This window comes from Streptomyces sp. NEAU-sy36 (genome assembly GCF_013423905.1).
Lineage (GTDB): Bacteria > Actinomycetota > Actinomycetes > Streptomycetales > Streptomycetaceae > Streptomyces > Streptomyces misionensis.
On record NZ_CP058977.1, the window covers coordinates 1,460,105 to 1,477,588 of the forward strand.

17 protein-coding genes are annotated in these 17,484 nt (G+C 72.8%); 9 read left to right on the forward strand and 8 right to left on the reverse strand.

All coding sequences use genetic code 11. The annotated features are described in order from the left end of the window. Positions 1-84 precede the first annotated feature (84 nt). A complete protein-coding gene (locus tag HZZ00_RS06605; protein ID WP_180331327.1) occupies positions 85-2,055 on the reverse strand; it encodes a DUF2075 domain-containing protein in 1,971 nt (656 codons plus the stop codon). Between the two features lie 170 nt (positions 2,056-2,225). Beyond that, positions 2,226-2,354 (reverse strand): DUF6408 family protein, encoded by a 129-nt coding sequence (locus HZZ00_RS38230; RefSeq protein ID WP_257585688.1) that lies wholly within the window; start codon positions 2,352-2,354, stop codon positions 2,226-2,228. A 469-nt stretch (positions 2,355-2,823) separates the two neighbouring features. Here HZZ00_RS38230 and HZZ00_RS06610 point away from each other — a divergent pair, with 469 nt between their 5' ends. From HZZ00_RS06610 to HZZ00_RS06620, 3 genes are read left to right on the forward strand one after another with little or no spacing between them, the layout of a single operon-like run. Beyond that, complete coding sequence (locus HZZ00_RS06610; protein ID WP_180331328.1) at positions 2,824-3,441, forward strand: toxin-antitoxin system, toxin component; 618 nt, start codon at positions 2,824-2,826, stop codon at positions 3,439-3,441. A gap of 40 nt (positions 3,442-3,481) precedes the next feature. Beyond that, positions 3,482-4,672, forward strand: a complete 1,191-nt coding sequence (locus tag HZZ00_RS06615; RefSeq protein ID WP_180331329.1) for an MAB_1171c family putative transporter — start codon at positions 3,482-3,484, stop codon at positions 4,670-4,672. A gap of 52 nt (positions 4,673-4,724) precedes the next feature. Then, positions 4,725-6,068, forward strand: coding sequence for an NAD(P)/FAD-dependent oxidoreductase (locus HZZ00_RS06620; protein WP_180333410.1), 1,344 nt, complete (start codon positions 4,725-4,727; stop codon positions 6,066-6,068). 5 nt (positions 6,069-6,073) lie between these two features. Here the strand turns inward: HZZ00_RS06620 and HZZ00_RS06625 are convergent, their stop codons facing one another. Next, positions 6,074-6,415 carry a MazG-like family protein gene (locus HZZ00_RS06625; protein WP_180331330.1) on the reverse strand — a complete coding sequence of 114 codons (342 nt, stop codon included), beginning with the start codon at positions 6,413-6,415 and terminating at the stop codon, positions 6,074-6,076. A gap of 107 nt (positions 6,416-6,522) precedes the next feature. Next, the gene (locus tag HZZ00_RS06630) at positions 6,523-7,086 is read right to left on the reverse strand and encodes a DoxX family membrane protein (protein WP_180331331.1); all 564 of its coding nucleotides are present in this window, start codon (positions 7,084-7,086) and stop codon (positions 6,523-6,525) included. A 132-nt stretch (positions 7,087-7,218) separates the two neighbouring features. Here HZZ00_RS06630 and HZZ00_RS06635 point away from each other — a divergent pair, with 132 nt between their 5' ends. After that, positions 7,219-7,545, forward strand: coding sequence for a nuclear transport factor 2 family protein (locus HZZ00_RS06635; protein ID WP_180331332.1), 327 nt, complete (start codon positions 7,219-7,221; stop codon positions 7,543-7,545). A 77-nt stretch (positions 7,546-7,622) separates the two neighbouring features. Then, on the forward strand, positions 7,623-8,921 hold the full coding sequence (locus HZZ00_RS06640; RefSeq protein WP_180331333.1) for a D-alanyl-D-alanine carboxypeptidase family protein: 1,299 nt from the start codon (positions 7,623-7,625) through the stop codon (positions 8,919-8,921). A gap of 170 nt (positions 8,922-9,091) precedes the next feature. Here the strand turns inward: HZZ00_RS06640 and HZZ00_RS06645 are convergent, their stop codons facing one another. Next, the gene (locus tag HZZ00_RS06645) at positions 9,092-9,850 is read right to left on the reverse strand and encodes an SDR family oxidoreductase (RefSeq protein WP_180331334.1); all 759 of its coding nucleotides are present in this window, start codon (positions 9,848-9,850) and stop codon (positions 9,092-9,094) included. Between the two features lie 157 nt (positions 9,851-10,007). Between HZZ00_RS06645 and HZZ00_RS06650 the strand changes: the two genes are divergently transcribed. From HZZ00_RS06650 to HZZ00_RS06665, 4 genes are all read left to right on the forward strand, one after another. Beyond that, positions 10,008-11,309 carry a multidrug effflux MFS transporter gene (locus HZZ00_RS06650; RefSeq protein WP_180331335.1) on the forward strand — a complete coding sequence of 434 codons (1,302 nt, stop codon included), beginning with the start codon at positions 10,008-10,010 and terminating at the stop codon, positions 11,307-11,309. Next, on the forward strand, positions 11,249-12,430 hold the full coding sequence (locus tag HZZ00_RS06655; protein ID WP_265536718.1) for a serine hydrolase: 1,182 nt from the start codon (positions 11,249-11,251) through the stop codon (positions 12,428-12,430). Before HZZ00_RS06650 ends, HZZ00_RS06655 begins: the two co-directional genes overlap by 61 nt. Before the next feature lie 49 nt (positions 12,431-12,479). Then, positions 12,480-13,463, forward strand: coding sequence for a small ribosomal subunit Rsm22 family protein (locus tag HZZ00_RS06660; protein WP_180331336.1), 984 nt, complete (start codon positions 12,480-12,482; stop codon positions 13,461-13,463). Between the two features lie 202 nt (positions 13,464-13,665). Next, positions 13,666-14,400 (forward strand): bifunctional DNA primase/polymerase, encoded by a 735-nt coding sequence (locus tag HZZ00_RS06665; protein ID WP_180331337.1) that lies wholly within the window; start codon positions 13,666-13,668, stop codon positions 14,398-14,400. Positions 14,401-14,405: 5 nt separating this feature from the next. Here the strand turns inward: HZZ00_RS06665 and HZZ00_RS06670 are convergent, their stop codons facing one another. From HZZ00_RS06670 to efeB, 3 genes are read right to left on the reverse strand one after another with little or no spacing between them, the layout of a single operon-like run. Then, positions 14,406-15,398 (reverse strand): hypothetical protein, encoded by a 993-nt coding sequence (locus HZZ00_RS06670; RefSeq protein ID WP_180331338.1) that lies wholly within the window; start codon positions 15,396-15,398, stop codon positions 14,406-14,408. Next, positions 15,352-16,230: an iron uptake transporter permease EfeU gene (gene efeU, locus HZZ00_RS06675; RefSeq protein ID WP_180331339.1), complete on the reverse strand. Its 879-nt coding sequence runs from the start codon at positions 16,228-16,230 to the stop codon at positions 15,352-15,354. The genes HZZ00_RS06670 and efeU overlap by 47 nt, the downstream gene beginning before the upstream one ends. A gap of 3 nt (positions 16,231-16,233) precedes the next feature. Then, the gene (gene efeB / locus HZZ00_RS06680) at positions 16,234-17,481 is read right to left on the reverse strand and encodes an iron uptake transporter deferrochelatase/peroxidase subunit (RefSeq protein WP_180331340.1); all 1,248 of its coding nucleotides are present in this window, start codon (positions 17,479-17,481) and stop codon (positions 16,234-16,236) included. Positions 17,482-17,484: the final 3 nt, after the last annotated feature.

The following is a 17,484-nucleotide window of genomic DNA, read 5'->3' on the forward strand; positions in this document are numbered from 1 at the left end:
ACTCGCGCGGGTGGGGGCATGTCCTTCGGACTCCGCGGCTGCGGAGCGGAAGCCCGGCGGGCCGCAACGACACTCCGATCAAGTTTACTGGCGGGGTCTCCGGTAGGAAGGGGGTACGGCGGCCCCCTCGGCTGTGAGGGGCCTCGTGGGAGAGCCGAGGATCTGTTGCCGGCTGATGGTGCCCGGGATGAGACGACGCAACGCGCTCTGGGTACGGGCGTCCGGTGAGTACACCACGGTGCCGGCCACGCCTCGGGTGAGCAGGACGTGGTAGGCGTTCCGGATGCACCGTTTGACGATGTCTTCGGGGGCGCCTCGGAAGGCGGGGTCCTTCGAGGCCGACGGGTCCACGACGAAGCGGCCGCCCCGCCACAGGAGATCGGGGCCGATGATGACCGCATTCCAGTCGTACTCGAACGTCTGGGCGGTGTAGACGCAGCCGATTTGGTCGATACCGCGACGGTCTGTCGCCCACAGACTGGCCGGTGGAGCGTCCGGCACACGGTGCTGTGGCTTGACATTCCAGGGTCTGCGCCAGTCGTCGATCTGGACATCGGGTACCAGGGTGCCGTCTTCTGGATTGCTCCACGGCCAGCAATAGCCCGCGGTGATCCGTGCCGTAGCGCCCTCCAGGTGCCGTTCCCGAACGAACTCTTCCAGGTCGCTGGGGGAGTCGGCCACCAGTAGCTGCATCCGGCCGTCTGGTCTCCACGGCGCCGCATCCAGGTCGGTGAACCCTAGAAGCTGCTGCACCCATCCCTGGTAACGCTTACTGCCTCCCGCTCGGAAAGTCCGCTCGAGTTCCGTCACCGTGACCTCGCATCCCTGGCTCTCGGCATACTCACGTAGATACGCGGCGTTGCCGACCTCGTCGGGGCGTATGGATTGGTGATCGTCGAGAAGGAAGACCGGGATCCTGGCTGCGGTGAGCAGTTCGTCCACTTGAGGCCGGTCCTCCTCGCGGCTCTCCTGAGTCGTCCATCTGTCGGTGGAAGACCGGCGCATGCGATGTGCCTCATCGCAGATGATGACTTCCTCGCTGTCGGGCTCGACGTCCTGGAAGCTGTTGAAGTAGCGGTACATCTTCAAGCCTGCTGCACGCTTCCTGCTCACCTCGCCCCGGCGAGCGGTGTTCAGAAGAGTCTCACGCAGGGTTTCCGTGTACGCGTGTGAGCCGCTCGCCAGCACGGCGAGGTGGCATCGCAGGCCAAGTGCTCGTTGCATCTCCAGCGCCACGGCACTCTTTCCGCTCCCCGGGCCGCCTCGGAAGACGAAGACGCGCTTGCGTCCCGAGTTCCCGTTCAGGACTTCACGTTCCACGTGACGGAGGATGAGGTCGAAGGCCACCTGCTGCTCGTCGAGCAGGGTCAGTCCGCCACCCGTGACGGACCGTTGGCGTGCGATGTCGGTGACCTTTCGCAGCGGGTCCCGCTTCGCCTCGACCAGTATCCGGGCGGCCTCGCTTCCCGAGCCCTCGGTGAAACAGGAGGTGAGCATGCGACGGAAGAGATCGAGGTCGTCGAGGGTGTACAGAGTGCCATGTTGCGTCTCGGGCAGATCGAAGAGTGCGGATACGTGCTCATCCCTGGCGTTGTGCAGGAACGCGGCCCCCGTGAGGCAGTCGTCATTCTCCCGAAGCGGAGGGAGATAGCGCGTCATGTACTCGCAGTAGCGCTGTATCTGCCGTGTGGGATGCGGCTTGTACTCGCCGTAGCCGAGGTCGACAACGGTGGGGCACTCCGGGTGCACAGTCGCGTCGCGTACCTGTTTGAGTTCCAGAGCGACATAGGACGGTGTGCCTGTGCCCGGACGCTGACCGCAAAGGACCAGGTCAACCGCGCTGTCGGTGTGCGGTAGACCGAACTCGACGAGTACCTGGACCTCGCCTCGACCGCACTGCAGGAGTTCGTCGATGACGATGGGAATGCTGTTGTTCCACGATGCGATGTCCCCAGGGCTCGGGACCGTTCCTTTGACCTCGCGGTGCTCGGAGATGAGCCGGTCGGTCAGGGGAAGGTTTGGTACGCCAGGCTGCGGCGAGAGCAGATGACGCATTTCGGATGCCGAGCTGCCAAAAAGCACGGAGGGGTCCCCCAGGGCACGAAGCGAATCGTGCGGGTGGGGGCGTGTCCGAAACCGGAAGCCCGTCGGGCCGCGACAACAGGCAGGAAGGGTAACCCGATGAACGACGGCGGGTCTCCCCGGGACCCGCCGCTCTGCTCGTATCAGACGAGCAGATGCGCCGTCGCCGCCAAAGCCCTCAGCACAAGTTCCGAGAGAACTCCGGCGGTGACACCGATAAGTACCTCACGGAACCAGGTGCGGCGCGGGGGCTTGTACTCGACAGGGGTCATGCTGAGCATCTCCTTGGAGGAGTCGGGATCCCGGATTCGGTGGGGAAGCCCACCGGGCGTCCGTCCTCACCTAAGGGGTGAGACCACTGTCATCCGTTCATCCCGCGACCCGCGGTTCGTACACCCTCCGGGGAGGGGTATGCGGCGCACGGCCACGCTATCGCACAACCGGGCGTGGTCGCCGCTGGGTTATCGAGCCAGGCAGCGATTGGAGCGGTTGCATCCGTGCAGGCCGGCGCCCGCCTCGCCGGACAGCTTGCCGCGCCGGCCGACGAGGATTCAGCCGCCGCCGGCCCTGGCCGCAAACCGCCGTTGAGCCCGCACACCCCCTCCGGTAGGGTGCCGTGCGCACGCCAACTGGAGTCGTTGCACATTCTGGGAGTACGCCGGTGGAGTCCGTCCCGTCTCTTCCGACGGCGCTTCGGGGTCAGGGCGGGGGAGGGCTCCTCCGTCGTTGCCGAGGAGTGCGGTGAGCGCCGGGACCAGGGCGATGCGCAGGCTCGGTTCGCGGTTGTTCGCCGCGCTCGACGTGCCCGGCGGTGACGACACCCTCCTGCCCGCCGTCGGCAGGGCCGTCACACAGGTGCGGGGGCGGCCCGTGCGGCTGCACGCCGTGGCGTTTCCGCCCGAACTGGCCAGCGGACTGTGGATCGACCGCGCCGGCCAGGACGTGATCGCGTACGAGCGGAACACCGACCTCGACCACCAGCTGGTCATCATCGGGCACGAGGTCTGGCACATGTTCGAGGGGCACTGCGGGTCCCTGACGGCGCACGGCCCGGCCGCCTCCCGCGCGCTCGGCGACGGGATGCCGGACGCCCTGCGCGACCTGGTCGCCGGCGTCTGCGACGAAGGTGGCGACGGTTCGGCCGCGACGCCCGGGGAGCGGATGGACCTCGGGTTCCACATCGCCCTGCGGGCCGACGACCCGGCCGTGGTCCGCCAGGAGGAGGAGGCCGAGTTCTTCGGGTACCGGTTCGCCACCGGAGTGCGCGAGGCGCTGGCCGAGGCGCGGTCGCTCGCCGACCCCGAGCGGCTGGAGGGCCGTATCCGGGTGTCGCTGGTGCATCGCATCCGCGGCTGCTGACCCCGGACACGACCGAGCCGCCCGAGGAGCCCCCACCGCCGTGAGCCACGGACCGGACAACACCGTCTTCTACCTCTGCGGCACGCTGCTGCTGCTGATCTGTCTGCTGAAGGTGCCCGCGCTGCTGCGCCACCGCCGCGACCTGCTGCTCGGCTCCGTGGTCCTGCTGCTCTTCGACGGCGCGCTGGTCTTCTTCTTCGCCGCGCCGGACTCGATCGCCGAGATCAACCGGGTCACCGGCGTGCCCAACTTCGCGGCGCCGCTGGCCTATTCCGCGCTGGCCGTCTTCGGCGGCGCCAGCCTGCTGCTGATCATCAACTGGCGGCCGGCGCCCGCCGAGCGGACCCGGCGCGCCTCGCGGGTGTGCGTCCTCGTCTACGGCCTGGTCGTCGTCGCCATCAACGTCCTGTTCTGGGCGGGGCGTGCCCCGGTGGAGCAACTCACCCTGTTCGACGGCTACTACGCGAGCACCCCGTTCATCCGCGAGATGATCCTGACCTACCTCGTGGCCCAGGGCGTGGGCACGATGGCCACCAGCGTCCTGTGCTGGCGCTGGTCCAAGCAGGTCCACGGCTCGCTGCGGGCCGGACTGCGCATCCTGGCGCCCGGCTATCTGCTGCACGTGTGCTACGACGTCGTCAAGCTCGTGGCCATCGGCGGCCGTTGGGCCGGGCACCGGTGGGACTTCCTCATCGACCAAGTGGCCCCGCAGACCGCCGCCCCCTCCGCCGCCTTCGTGGTCTGCGGCTTCGGGCTGCCCCTCGCCGGGCCGCCGCTCGCGCAATCGGCGCGCTCGCTGCGGCAGTTGCGCCGGCTGACGCCCCTGTGGGAGGAACTGCGGGACGTGCCCACGCCCGGCGCGGTCCGCACCTCCCTGCCCTGGTGGTCCTCTCCCGCGGTACGGCTCACCCGCCGCAGGACCAGCATCTACGACGCGCTCCTCGCGCTCGCCCCGCACTACGACCCGGCCGTGCGCGAGCGGGCGCTGCGCGCCGCACTCGACCGCGGCGACGACGCGGCCACCGCCGAGGCGACGGCGGAGGCGGCCATGGTCATCGCGGCCCGCGCCCGCCGGTCCCGGGCGGGTGCCGTCCCCGAGCGGCCCGCGGACCCGCCGCCCCGGCAGCCGCGTGATCTGATCCCCCTGTCCCGGGCCCTGTCCTCGCCCGTCCTGTCCGCCCTCCGCGAGCGCTCCCGCGCCGCCCAGGCAGAAAGCAGCCACCGTGACTGAGCCCCGTCAGCAGCCCACCCGCGCCGTCGTCATCGGAGGCAGTCTCGCCGGCATGCTCGCCGCGGCCGCCGTGAAGGACGCCGTCGACGCCGTCGAGATCATCGAGGCGCACGAGCTGCCCGCCGGGCCCGAGCCCCGTACCGGTGTGCCGCAGGCCGCGCACGTCCACCCCCTGCTGTCCGGCGGCGCGGACGCCATCGACGCCCTGCTGCCCGGCACCGTCGAGCAGTTGGTGGCGGCGGGCGCCAACCGGGTGCCCATGACGACGAACATGGTCTACCTCTCGGCCGAGGGCTGGTACCGGCGGTGGCGCAGGACCACCCAGTACCTGATCGCCGCCGACCGCGATCTGACCGACCACGTGGTGCGCCGGCAGGTACTCGCGGACCCCCGGGTCGGGGCGCGTGCCGGCTGCCGGGTCGTCGGGCTGCTCGGCGGCCGCGGACGGGTCACCGGGGTGCGGCTGCGCGCCGCCGACGGCACCGAGACCGAACTCGCCGCGGACCTCGTCGTCGACGCCTCGGGCCGGTCCACCCGCACCCCGCGCTGGCTGGCCGGACTCGGCGTCACCGGGCTGGCCGAGGACCGCATCGAGTCCGGACTGGCGTACGCCAGCAGGATCTACCGCGCCCCGGTCGCCACCGACGGCTGGCCGGTGGTCAACGTGCTGGCCGACCCGCGGCGTCCGGGCGGCGCGGGATCCATCGTGCCCATCGAGGGCGACCGCTGGCACGTGAGCCTCTACGGGCCGCCGGGTGCCCGGCCCACCGCGGACGCCGACGCGTTCGAGGCGTACGCGCGCGGTCTGCGCCACCCCCTGATCGCGGAGTTGCTGGCCCGCGCCGAGCCGCTCACCGACGTCACCGTCACCCACACCACGACGAACCGGCGCCACTACTACGAGCGTCTGCGGGACTGGCCCGAGGGGCTGGTCGCGCTGGGCGACTCGGTGGCCGCGTTCAATCCGATCTACGGGCAGGGCATGTCGGTGGCGGCCCAAGGCGCCCTCGCGCTGCGGCGGTTGGCGGCCGGCGGACTCACGGACGGACTGGCCCGGCGGGCCCAGCGCGCCATCGCCCGGCCCGTCGACACCGCTTGGTCCCTCGCCGTCGGGCAGGACGTGCACTACCCCACCACCGAGGGCAAGCGGCCGAACCTCGGCGACCGGCTGCTGCACCGCTACGTGAGCCGGCTGTCGTACACGGCCATCGGCAGCTTCCGCGTCGCCACGGCCCTCACCGAGGTGCTCACCCTCCAGGCCCCGCCGACCGTCCTGGTCCGCCCGGACGTGCTCCTCGCGGCGGCCCTCGGGCCCCGGCGTCCGCCGACCGGCGGGCCGACGTTCACGCCCGACGAGCTGCGCCGGCTGGAAGGCGCGGGCGTGCCGCTGAGCTGACGGCCCTACGCCGACGGCTTCTGCGGCCGGTCCCGCACGCCCGCCAGATGCCGTTCGAACACCGTGGGGGCGTCCGGGGTCAGGGTGCGCAGGGCCATCAGGGCGGTGATGGCCACGTCGCACAGCTCCGCCTGGACGTCGTCCCAGGTGTGGGAGAAGCCCTTGCGGGGGTTCTGCCCGGTGGCCCCGATCACCGCCTGCGCGACCTCGCCGACCTCCTCGGACAGCTTGAGGATGCGCAGCAGCAGGTCCTCCTGGCCGGAGCGGACGCGGGTGGCCTCCATGCGGGAGAAGAGTTCGTCGACGGTGGGCCAGAGCGGGGCGGGGGCGGGAAGCTGGTCGGTCATGTCCCGCAGGGTGCCACGCCCCGGCGGCACGCCGCCTCCCCCGCCGCCGATCCGGCCTGATCCGGCGGCCGGGCCCCGCGAGCCCGGCCTGATCCAAACGAAAGACCCTAGTCCTCCTTGACGCTCTCCTCCTCGAACAGCGCCTCCTGTTCCCCCGCCGCCTTCGCCCGCACCCGCCTGGTGCGGGCCCCCACCACCAGGGCCGTGCCCGCCGCCGTGGCCGCGAGGGCGGCGGGGACCATCCAGCCGCGGTCGAGGACGTGGCCGAGGGCGTGGTCGAGGGAGAGCCGGCCCGGGCCGGTGACGGCGAGGCCGGCGGCGGCCAGGCCCAGGGTGGCCGCGTGCTCGTAGCCGCCCTCCTGGGCGAAGAAGCCGTTGGGCGCGTGCACCGCCGCCGCGCCGGCCATCGCGCCCGCGGCCGCCGCGCCCGCTCCCGGCGTGGCCAGGCCCAGGGCGAGCAGCGTGCCGCCGCCCGCCTCCGCGAGGCCCGCGGCCGTCGCGCTGGCCTTGCCGGGGGAGTAGCCGACGGACTCCATGAACTGGCCGGTGCCCTCCAGGCCGTGTCCGCCGAACCAGCCGAACAGCTTCTGCGCGCCGTGCGCCGCCAGTACCCCGCCCGTCCCCAGCCGGAGCAGCAGCAGGCCCAGATCACGTCGGTCGTAACAGGTCACGGTGACTCCCCAACGGGATGTGAAGTACAAGGCCCCTCCCCGTGTTACCACCGTCACGGCGGTCACACCATCGGACACGTCCCGCCGCCCGCTCCGGTGGCGGGGTCCGGGCGGCGGTGTGAGCCTGGCGCCATGACCATTCAGCCGGCCAAACTCAGCGATCCGGCCGTGCGGGCCTTCGTCAGCGCCGTCAACGCGCATGACCGTGACGGCTTCCTGGCCCTGCTCGCGCCGGACGCCACCATGTCCGACGACGGCTGTGACCGCGATCTCGACGACTGGATCGACCGGGAGATCTTCTCGTCCAACGGCCACCTGGACGTCGACCGCGAGGGCCGGGACGGCCGCTCGCTGGTGGCCCGCTACCGCAACGACGCGTGGGGCGAGATGCGCACCCGGTGGAGCTTCACCGTGGACGAGGAAGGGCGGATCTCGCGCTTCGAGACCGGCCAGGCGTGAGGTCGCTCACGTCGCGCAGCTCACGTTATCCGGTCAGATTTTCATAACGTGGCAAATTCCCTGCCGGTCACCGGCCGATGGTGCGGAATCCGCTGCTCGGCGCGGTGTACCGTCCCGGGGTGCGCGAATCCTCCCGGCTCAGCCGGCGTGCCGTCCTCGGGCTGACGGCCGCCGCCCTTCCCCTGTCCGCGGCCGCCCCGGCCTCCGCCGAACCCACCGCCGTCGGCGGCGCCCGGCTGGCCCGGCGCGGAGTCCAGGCGAACGGCGCCACCGGGCTCCCGAAGTCGCTCACGGCCCGCGCATGGCTCATCGCCGACGGTACGACGGGCGAGGTGCTCGCCTCCTATAACGCCCACCAGCGCCTCGCGCCCGCGTCCACGCTGAAGATGCTGTTCGCGGACACCGTGCTGAAGAAGTTCGACCGGGCCGAGAGGTACACCGTCAAGGACTCCGACATCTCGGACGTCCCGGCGGGCTCCAGCCTCGTCGGCATCAAGGCCGGCATCACCTACACCGTCGAGCAGTTGTGGCAGGGCGTGTTCCTGCGCTCCGGCAACGACGCCGTGCACGTCCTGTCGCACATGAACGGCGGCATCGCCAAGACCGTCGCCGAGATGCAGGCCAAGGCGCGGGACCTCCAGGCCCTCGACACCCATGTGGTCAGCCCCGACGGCTTCGACCACCCGGGTCAGCTGTCCTCGGCGTACGACCTCACGCTCTTCGCCCGGCACGGGCTGCAGGACCCCGACTTCCGGGGCTACTGCGGCACGCGCGTCGCGGACTTCCCGGCGGGCGGCAAGAAGACCTTCCAGATCCAGAACACCGACCGCCTGCTGACCGGCGCGTGGGGGCTGAAGACGTACGACGGCCTGATCGGCGTGAAGAACGGTTACACCAGCCACGCCGGCAACACCTTCACCGGCGCCGCCACCCGCGGCGGCCGCACCCTGCTGGTCACGGTCATGCACCCGGCCACCGGTAGCAACGCGGTGTACGAGCAGACCGCCGCCCTGCTCGACTGGGGCTTCACGCACGGCGGTTCGGTCCAGCCGGTGGGCACCCTGGTCAAGCCGCTCAGCGAGGGCGGCGCGCCCGCGACCCCGGCGCCCGGGCAGGCGGGCGGGCAGGCGGCGGCCGGCGCGTCGGGCGCGCCGGCCAAGGGTCCCTCCACCGGGCGCCTGGTGGAGGGCGCGGCGGGCACGGCGGCGCTGCTGGCCGTCGCGGGCGGCTTCCTGGTACGGCGCCGCCGGCAGGCCCTCGCGGTCCGCGGGGCGAGCGCGGCGGGCGGTGCGCCGCAGGTGCCGCACCAGGCGGACGCGGGCCCCGAGGAGCCCCCGGCCCCGACGGAGCCGCCCGGCGGCCGCCACCGGCGCTGAGCCGGACGGCGGCCGTTCCGCCTCGGATGCGGAACGGCCGCCGTCTCCCCCCTCGATGTGGCTCTGGAACCCACATGCTCCAACTGTGGAGCTTTCGTGGAGAAGAGTGGAACACGAAGGCTCGACCAGCCGCAATACCGCGGACGTCGGAATTCCGGTCAACCGGATCGTCAGCCGCGCCCGATGTACGGCATCCCCGTCGCCAGCACCGTCGCGAACTGCACGTTCGCCTCCAGCGGCAGCTCCGCCATGTGCCGTACGGTGCACGCCACATCGGCCACGTCCATCATCGGCTCGGGCGCCGTCTCCCCGTTCGCCTGGAGCACGCCGGACCGCATCCGCCGTGTCATGTCGGTGGCCGCGTTGCCGATGTCGATCTGCCCGACCGCGATCCGGTACGGACGCCCGTCCAGGGAAAGGGACTTGGTGAGGCCGGTCAGCGCGTGCTTGGTCGCGGTGTAGGCGACCGAGTGCGGGCGGGGCGTGTGCGCCGAGACCGAGCCGTTGTTGATGATCCGGCCGCCGCGCGGGTCCTGTTCCTTCATCGTCCGGTACGCCGTCTGCGCGCACAGGAACGCCCCGTTGAGGTTGGTGTCCACCACGTGTCGCCAGGCGTCGTAGGGCAGGTCCTCGACCGGGACCCCGCCCGGCCCGAACGTGCCCGCGTTGTTGAACAGCAGGTCCACCCGGCCGAAGCGGTCCACGGTCGCCGCGAACAGCGCCGCCACCTCCTCGGGCCGGGAGACGTCGGTGGGCACGACGAGCGAGGGCGCCCCGGCCGCGAGCGCCGCCGTCTCCCGGAGCGTCCCGGCGCGCCGGCCCGCCAGCGCCACCGACCAGCCTGCGCGCAGCAGTTCGACGGCGACGGCCCGGCCGATCCCGGAACCCGCGCCGGTCACCACCGCGATCTTCGATTGCGTATCGGTCATGCCACCGCAGGGTAGGGCTGATGTCCGTCATACGGAATCGTCTGTCCGCCATACGGTTGCGGGGCGCACCCCTGCCCCCCTCTCGCTCACGCGTTCCCCGAGGGGCCGTGCGAGCTGGGAACATGGTGGCCGGACGACAGACACGGGAGGGGACTTCATGCCCGAGCACGCGGCGGCACCGACACCGCAGACGCAGGACACCGCCACACCGCCCGCGACCCCCGCCGCCCGCCGCACCGGCCTCCTCGTGACCTTCGTCCTCGGCGGCCTCACCGCGACGCCCCCGCTCGCCATGGACATGTACCTGCCGTCGCTGCCGGAGGTCACCCGGTCCCTGCACGCGCCCGCGGCCACCGTCCAGCTCACCCTCACCGCCTGCCTGCTGGGCATGGCCCTCGGCCAGCTGGTCGTCGGCCCGATGAGCGACCGCTGGGGCCGCCGCCGGCCGCTGCTGGCCGGGCTCGCCGTCAACGTCGTCGCGACCGCGCTGTGCGCCGTCGCCCCCAACGTCGAGACCCTGGTCGCCTTCCGGCTGGCCCAGGGCCTCGCGGGCGCGGCCGGCATCGTCATCGCGCGGGCCGTCGTCCGCGACCTCTACGACGGCGTCGCCATGGCCCGCTTCTTCTCCACCCTGATGCTGATCTCCGGCGTCGCGCCGGTCGTGGCCCCGCTGATCGGCGGACAGATCCTGCGGGTGACCGACTGGCGCGGGGTGTTCATGGTGCTCACCGTGGTCGGGGTGCTGCTCGGCGCGCTGGTCTGGCTGCGGCTGCCCGAGACCCTGCCGCCGGGCGACCGGCACGGCGGGGGAGCGGTCCACGCGCTGCGCTCGATGCGGGCGCTCCTCGCCGACCTGCCCTTCACCGGCTACATGCTGGCCGGCGGTTTCGCCTTCGCCGCGCTGTTCGCCTACATATCGGCCTCGCCGTTCGTGATCCAGGAGATCTACGGCGCCTCCCCGCAGACCTTCAGCCTGCTGTTCGGCCTCAACTCGGTCGGCCTGGTGATCGCCGGGCAGGTCAACGGCAAGGTGCTGGTCGGCCGGGTCAGCCTCGACAAGGTGATGGCCACCGGGCTCGCCGTGATCGCGCTCGCCGCCACCGCGCTGCTGCTGATGGCCGGCGGCGTCTTCGGCGAGGCGGGACTCGTCCCCGTGGCCGCCGCGCTGTTCGTCCTGATGTCCGCCATGGGCATCACCCTGCCCAACGCCCAGTCCCTCGCCCTGCTGCGCACCAAGCACGCCGCCGGGTCCGCCTCCGCGCTGCTCGGCACCTCCTCCTTCCTCGTCGGCGCGGTCGCCTCACCGCTCGTCGGGATCGCCGGGGAACGCACCGCCGTCCCGATGGCCGTCGTCCAACTGGCGGGCGCACTGGTCGCGGGGGCCTGCTTCGTGGGAATGTGCCGTCCCTGGAACACGCGGGAGCACACCCGTGCGGGGTCGGAAGGAGACGAGAACTGAGCGCCCCGAGACTGCGCGCCGGCACACCGGAACGGGCCGGGCTCGACCCCGCCGCGCTCGGCCACCTGGTCGGCGAGGTGCACGCCCTCACCGAGGGGCCGCGCCCCTGGGCACCCGGCGCGGTCGTCATGGCCGGACGCGGACCCGTGATCGCCGTGGCGGAGGCCGCGGGCTGGGCCGTACGGTACTCCGCCAGTGACCCCGAGACCGGCGCCGGCGTCGAACTGCCGCCCGCCGACCGGGTCCCGGCCACCGTCGCCACCCCCTTCGACCTGGCCTCGCTGACCAAGCTGTTCACCTCGGTCGCCGCCGTGCAGCAGATCGAACGCGGCACCCTGGGGATGGACGCCCAGGTCGGCCACTACCTGCCCGAGTTCCGCGCCGCCGCCGAACACGGCATCACCATGCGGCAGTTGCTCACCCACACCTCCGGCCTGCGGCCCGAACTCCCGCTGTACGACTGCCCGGACCGCGCCGCCCGGCTGGCGATGCTGCGCGCCGAGGCGCCGACGAGCGCGCGGGGCAGCTACCGCTACTCGGACCTGAACATGCTGCTGCTCCAGTTCGTCCTGGAGCGCGTCACCGGACGTCCCCTCGACGTCCTCGTGCACCACGGCATCACCCGGCCGCTCGGCATGACCGCCACCCGGTTCGGACCCTGCCCGGGGGCCGCGGCCACCGAGGACCAGTGGCGGCCGTGGGCCAAGGCCGACCGCGGGATGCTGCGGGGCGTCGTCCACGACGAGAACGCCTGGGCGCTCGGCGGGGTCGCCGGCCACGCCGGGCTGTTCTCCACCGCGGGCGACCTCGCCGTCTTCTGCCGCACCCTGCTCGCGGGCGGCTCCTACGGGACCGCGCGCATCCTCGGCCCCGACTTCGTGGACCTCCTGCTCTCCCCGCCCGGGCTGGGCTTCGCCGTGGACCAGCCCTGGTTCATGGGCGAGCTGGCGGGCCCGGAGGCGGCGGGGCACACCGGGTTCACGGGCACCTCCCTGGTCGTCGACCGGGCGACGGACACCTTCCTCGTGCTGCTGGCCAACGCGGTGCACCCGCGCAGGCGGCCGGCGGACAGCCTGCCGCGGGCGCGGATGGCGACATGGCTGGCGAGAGCCGTCGTGTGAGCGGGGCACGGCGGACCGGCGCGCGCGGCGGGCGCCATAGAATCACCGGGTGAACGACCCCGTACCACCGGCCGAAGCCCTGCGCAGGAGTCTCGCCGAGCTGCTCGACGGGCTGCCGCCCACCCAGGCCGCGGGCGCCGTCGACCGGCTGATCGCGACCTACCGCGGCGACACCCCGACGCACGCGCCGATCCTCCGCGACCGCGCCGACGTCGCCGCCTACGCCGCCTACCGGATGCCGGCCACCTTCGAGGCGGTGCGCTCGGCCCTCGCGGCGTTCGCGGACGCGGTGCCCGGCTGGGTGCCCGGCAGCCACGTGGACGTCGGCGGCGGCACCGGGGCGGCCACCTGGGCGGTGACCGACACCTGGGCCGGAAAGCGGCCCGTGACCGTGCTCGACTGGGCCGAGCCCGCGCTCGCCCTCGGCCGGGAACTGGCCGCCGCCAATCCGGCCCTCGCCGGCGCCGACTGGCGGCGCGCCCGCATCGGAGCGGGGCTCGACCTGGAGCCGGTGGACCTGCTCACCGTGTCGTACGTGCTCAACGAACTGACCGAGGCCGACCGCGCGGCGCTCGTCGACGCCGCCGCGGGCGCCGCCCGGTCCGTCGTGATCGTGGAGGCCGGTACGCCCGCCGGGTACGCACGGGTCATCGAGGCCCGCGACCGGCTGGTCCGGGCCGGGTTCCGGGTCGCCGCGCCCTGCCCGCACAGCGCCGCGTGCCCGATCGTGCCCGGCAGCGACTGGTGCCACTTCGCCGCGCGGGTCGGCCGCTCCTCCCTGCACCGGCGGGTCAAGGGCGGCTCGCTGGCCTACGAGGACGAGAAGTTCTCCTACGTTGCCGCGACCCGGCTGCCGGCCGAGCCCGCCGACGCCCGGGTGGTACGGCGCCCCCAGATCCGCAAGGGCCAGGTGCTGCTGGACCTGTGCGAGCGGGACGAGGCCCTGCGCCGCACCACGGTCACCAAGCGCCACGGTGACCTGTACCGGGCGGCGCGGGACACGGACTGGGGCGCGGACTGGCCCCCGCGGTGACCCTCCCGGCCGGGCGCCCCGCCTGTGCGGTGGGCGGCGGCGCGCTTCCCCCCGGGGGGCGTGCGCCGGCGCGTCCGGGCCGTCACCCGGTGTGAGGTACGTCTCGTCGGAATCCCTCCCGTATCCGCCTGCGGCCCCCCGAAGGGCACGAAGGTGGGACCATGAGGCATGCTGTCCGCACACCAGCGAGGCGAGGGGATAGATGAGCGGCACGTTCGGCGGCCGGAGCGGCCGGCAGGGCAAACTCTCCCAGTGGCTGCGTGGACGCCGCCCGAAGGAAGCCGCCGACCACGGCGGCCGTGAGGCCCTGCTGCTCGCCGCCGCCGGCACGGGACTGCCGCTCGCGCCCGCCGCGCACCCCGCGCCCGGCTACGGGTGCTCCTGCGACCGGGTGGGCTGTCCCACCCCGGCCCGGCACCCGGTGTCGTTCGCCTGGCAGACCCAGTCCACGACCGACCGCGCCCAGATCGAGCGGTGGGCCCGGCACCAGCCGGAGGCCAACTTCATCACCGCCACCGGCATGGTCCACGACGTCCTGGACGTACCGCTCCAGGCCGGGCGGGAGGCGCTGGAGCGGCTGCTCGCGGAGGGCGTCGAGGTCGGGCCGGTGGCCGAGAGCGACGACGGCCGGATGCTGTTCTTCACCCTCACCCGGGGCACCCCCGAGGACGAGGACGAGTGGTGGCCCTGCGAGCTGGACTGCCACCCCGAGACGATGGCCGAGCACCCGGGGCTGCGCTGGCACTGCCGGGGCTCCTACGTCCTCGTCCCCCCGGCCCGCCTCCCCGGCGACGACCAGGGGGTCCGCTGGGTACGCGGCCCCGAGCACCCGCTCCCCGAGCCGCTGACCCTGCTGGAGGCGCTCACCGACGCCTGCGCCCGTCACGCCGGCGACGGCTCCCCGCACATGGACCCGGCCTGGCCGCTGCGCCACTGAGCCGCTTACTCCCCCTTGGCGGCGGTGAGCCCCTGCACCCGTCCCAGCATCGAGACCTTCCCCTTGCCCGCCGGGTCGAGGGCCACCTCGTCGGCTATCGACTCAAGGGTCAGCGACTGGTGGATGTCGCCGGTGGTCAGGGCCTGGACCGCCTTGCTCGGAGCGGGGACCGAGGTGCCCGCGGCGGCCGTCTGCTTCTCGTAGTGGTGGGTGGTGAAGAAGACCAGCGCGCCGCCGTCGGCCGTGCGCAGGGCGAGGGGGGCGTAGTCGCCGCGGGTCAGGGGCTGGTCGATGTACTGGCGGACCAGGCCCGGCTTGCGCGCCATGTTCCTGCGGTAGGCGCGCAGCGTGCTCGTGCTCGGCCCGTCGGCGAAGCCGTCGCCGCCCTTCTTCAGGTAGGAGACGTAGGCGCGGCTCAACTCGGCAGGTTCCGCGGCCAGTCCGGCCGATCGCGCCGGGACCGCCTCCGCCCAGCCGTCCGCGTCCTTCTTGAACTCCGGCACGTCGCGCGGCGCGACCAGCGTCAGGTACGCCACCCGCCAGCGCTCGCCCAGGTCCCCCCGGGTGAACACCAGCAGCCAGCGGTAGTCGTCCCCCTTGTTGCCGCGCGCGTCCGCCACGAACCAGCGGGGCCAGCCGGCCTTCCTGGGGATGGTGATCTTCACGTCCGTCAGCTTCAGCGGGACGTGACCGGCGTTGCCCGACGGGCTGTTGACGTGCCCCGCCTTCAGCCGGGCACCGTCGATGTCGGCGAACGGGCCGGTGACGTAGGGCGCGTCGAGGGAGCGGTCGTACGCCTTGTCGGCCTTGTTGTAGGCGTCGGTGAAGGCGGCCACCGCCTTCGTCGCCTCGGCCCGGGTGGCACCGGGCAGCACCTCGCGTTCCCCGTGCACCACCACGCACCCGCTCGCCGTGCAGGACATCGCGGCCAGCGTGACCGCCGTCAGTGCGTCACGGCCGCGCCGGCGAAGCCGTCGAGGACTGCGTTCCCTGGTCATCGGGCTCCTTCACCTTCCCCTTCCCGGAGGCGAACCCTACCGGGGCGAGGAACACCATGAGCACCGGGACCAAGTACAGCGCCCACACCGTGACCTGGACGACCGTCGGGTCCGGCTGGAAGTTGAACACGCCCTTGAGGAGCGTGCCGTACCAGCTGTCCGGCGGGACGGTGCCGCTGATGTCGAAGGCCAGCCGGTTGATGCCGGGGATCCAGTCGGCCTCCTGGAGGTCGTGCACGCCGTACGCCAGCACGCCCGCCGCGACCACGACCAGCATGCCGCCGGTCCAGGTGAAGAACTTCGCCAGGTTGATCCGCAGCGCGCCCCGGTAGAACAGCCAGCCCAGCAGGACGGCCGTGGCGATGCCGAGGGCGACGCCGATCAGCGGGCGCGGGGTGCCGTCGCTGGCCGCGTGCACCGAGGCCCACACGAACAGTGCCGTCTCCAGGCCTTCCCGGCCGACCGCGAGGAACGCCGTGGCGACCAGCGCGCCGGTGCCCATGGCGAGCGCCGCGTCCAGCTTGCCGTGCAGCTCCGACTTGAGGTGCCGGGCGGTGCGCCGCATCCAGAACACCATCCAGGTCACCAGGCCCACGGCGATGATCGACAGGGAGCCGCCCAGTGCCTCCTGCGCCTGGAACGTCAGCTCCTGCGAGCCGAATTCGAGCGCGCAGCCGAAGCCCATCGCCAGCGCGATCGCGATGCCGATGCCGGTCCAGATCGGCCGCAGGGCGTCCCGGCGGCCGGTCTTGACCAGGTAGGCGATCAGGATGCAGACGACGAGCGAGGCCTCCAGGCCCTCCCGCAGGCCGATCAGGTAGTTGGAGAACACGGGCTACGCCTCCTTCGAGAACAGTGAACGGCCCCACCAGTCGGCGGCGTCCCGGACCCCGGGCGGGATCGCGAAGACGGCCGAACCCACGTGCTGGATGTACTCGTTCAGCGCGTCGTGCGCCGCCAGCCTGCGTTGCAGCGGGATGAAGCCCTCGCGCACGTCGCGCTGGTAGGCGAGGAAGAACAGGCCCGCGTCGAGACGGCCGAGGCCGTCGGTGCCGTCGGTGAAGGAGTAGCCGCGGCGCAGGATGGTGATCCCGCCGTTGGCGTCCGGGTGCGCGAGGCGCACGTGCGCGGTGGGCTTCATCGCCTTCAGGAACGGCTCGTCGTGCTCGCCCGCCTTGCCGACCGGCGCGCCCTCGCGCTTGTCCCGCCCGAACACGTCCTCCTGCTCCTGGAGCGAGGTGCGGTCCCAGGTCTCGATGTTCATGCGGATGCGCCGGGCGACCAGGTACGACCCGCCGGTCATCCAGTCCGGGCCGTCCCCTTCGCCGACCCACACGAACTTCTTCAGCCGGTCGGTCTCGGTGCCCGCGATGTTGCGGGTGCCGTCCTTGAAGCCGAACAGGTTGCGGGGGGTCTGCGCGTCCGGGGTGGTGGAGGAGGTCTTGCCGAAGCCGAGCTGGGACCAGCGCACGGCGACCTTGCCGAAGCCGATGCGGGCCAGGTTGCGGATCGCGTGCACGGCGACCTGCGGGTCGTCCGCGCAGGCCTGGACGCACAGATCGCCGCCGGTGCGGGCCTTGTCCAGGTTGTCCCCGGGGAAGTGGGGCAGGTCGGCCAGGGCGGCGGGCCGCTGCTCGCGCAGCCCGAACCGGTCGAAGAGGGACGGCCCGAAGCCGATGGTCAGGGTCAGCCGGGACGGGCTGAGGCCCAGCGCCTCGCCGGTGTCGTCCGGCGGGGCCTCGGCGAGCCCGCCGTAGGCGCCCTCGCCGACCGACTTGCCCGCGGTCATCCGCCGGGCCGCGGCCGTCCAGTCCTTCAGCAGCTGGACGAACTCCGCGCGGTCGTCGGTCTTCACGTCGAACGCGGCGAAGTGCAGCCGGTCCTGCACGGGGGTGGCGATACCGGCCTGGTGGGCGCCGTGGAACTCCACCGCGCCGTCCGTCCCGGCCGCCTCCGCGGTGCCGGAACCGGCGTTGGTCAGTGCCACCGCGCCCCCGGCGGCCACGGCCCCGAGCGCGATCCCGGCCCCGCCCCAGCCGATCAGCGCCCGGCGCGAGGGCCTGGTCTCCTGAGTCTCGGTCATCGG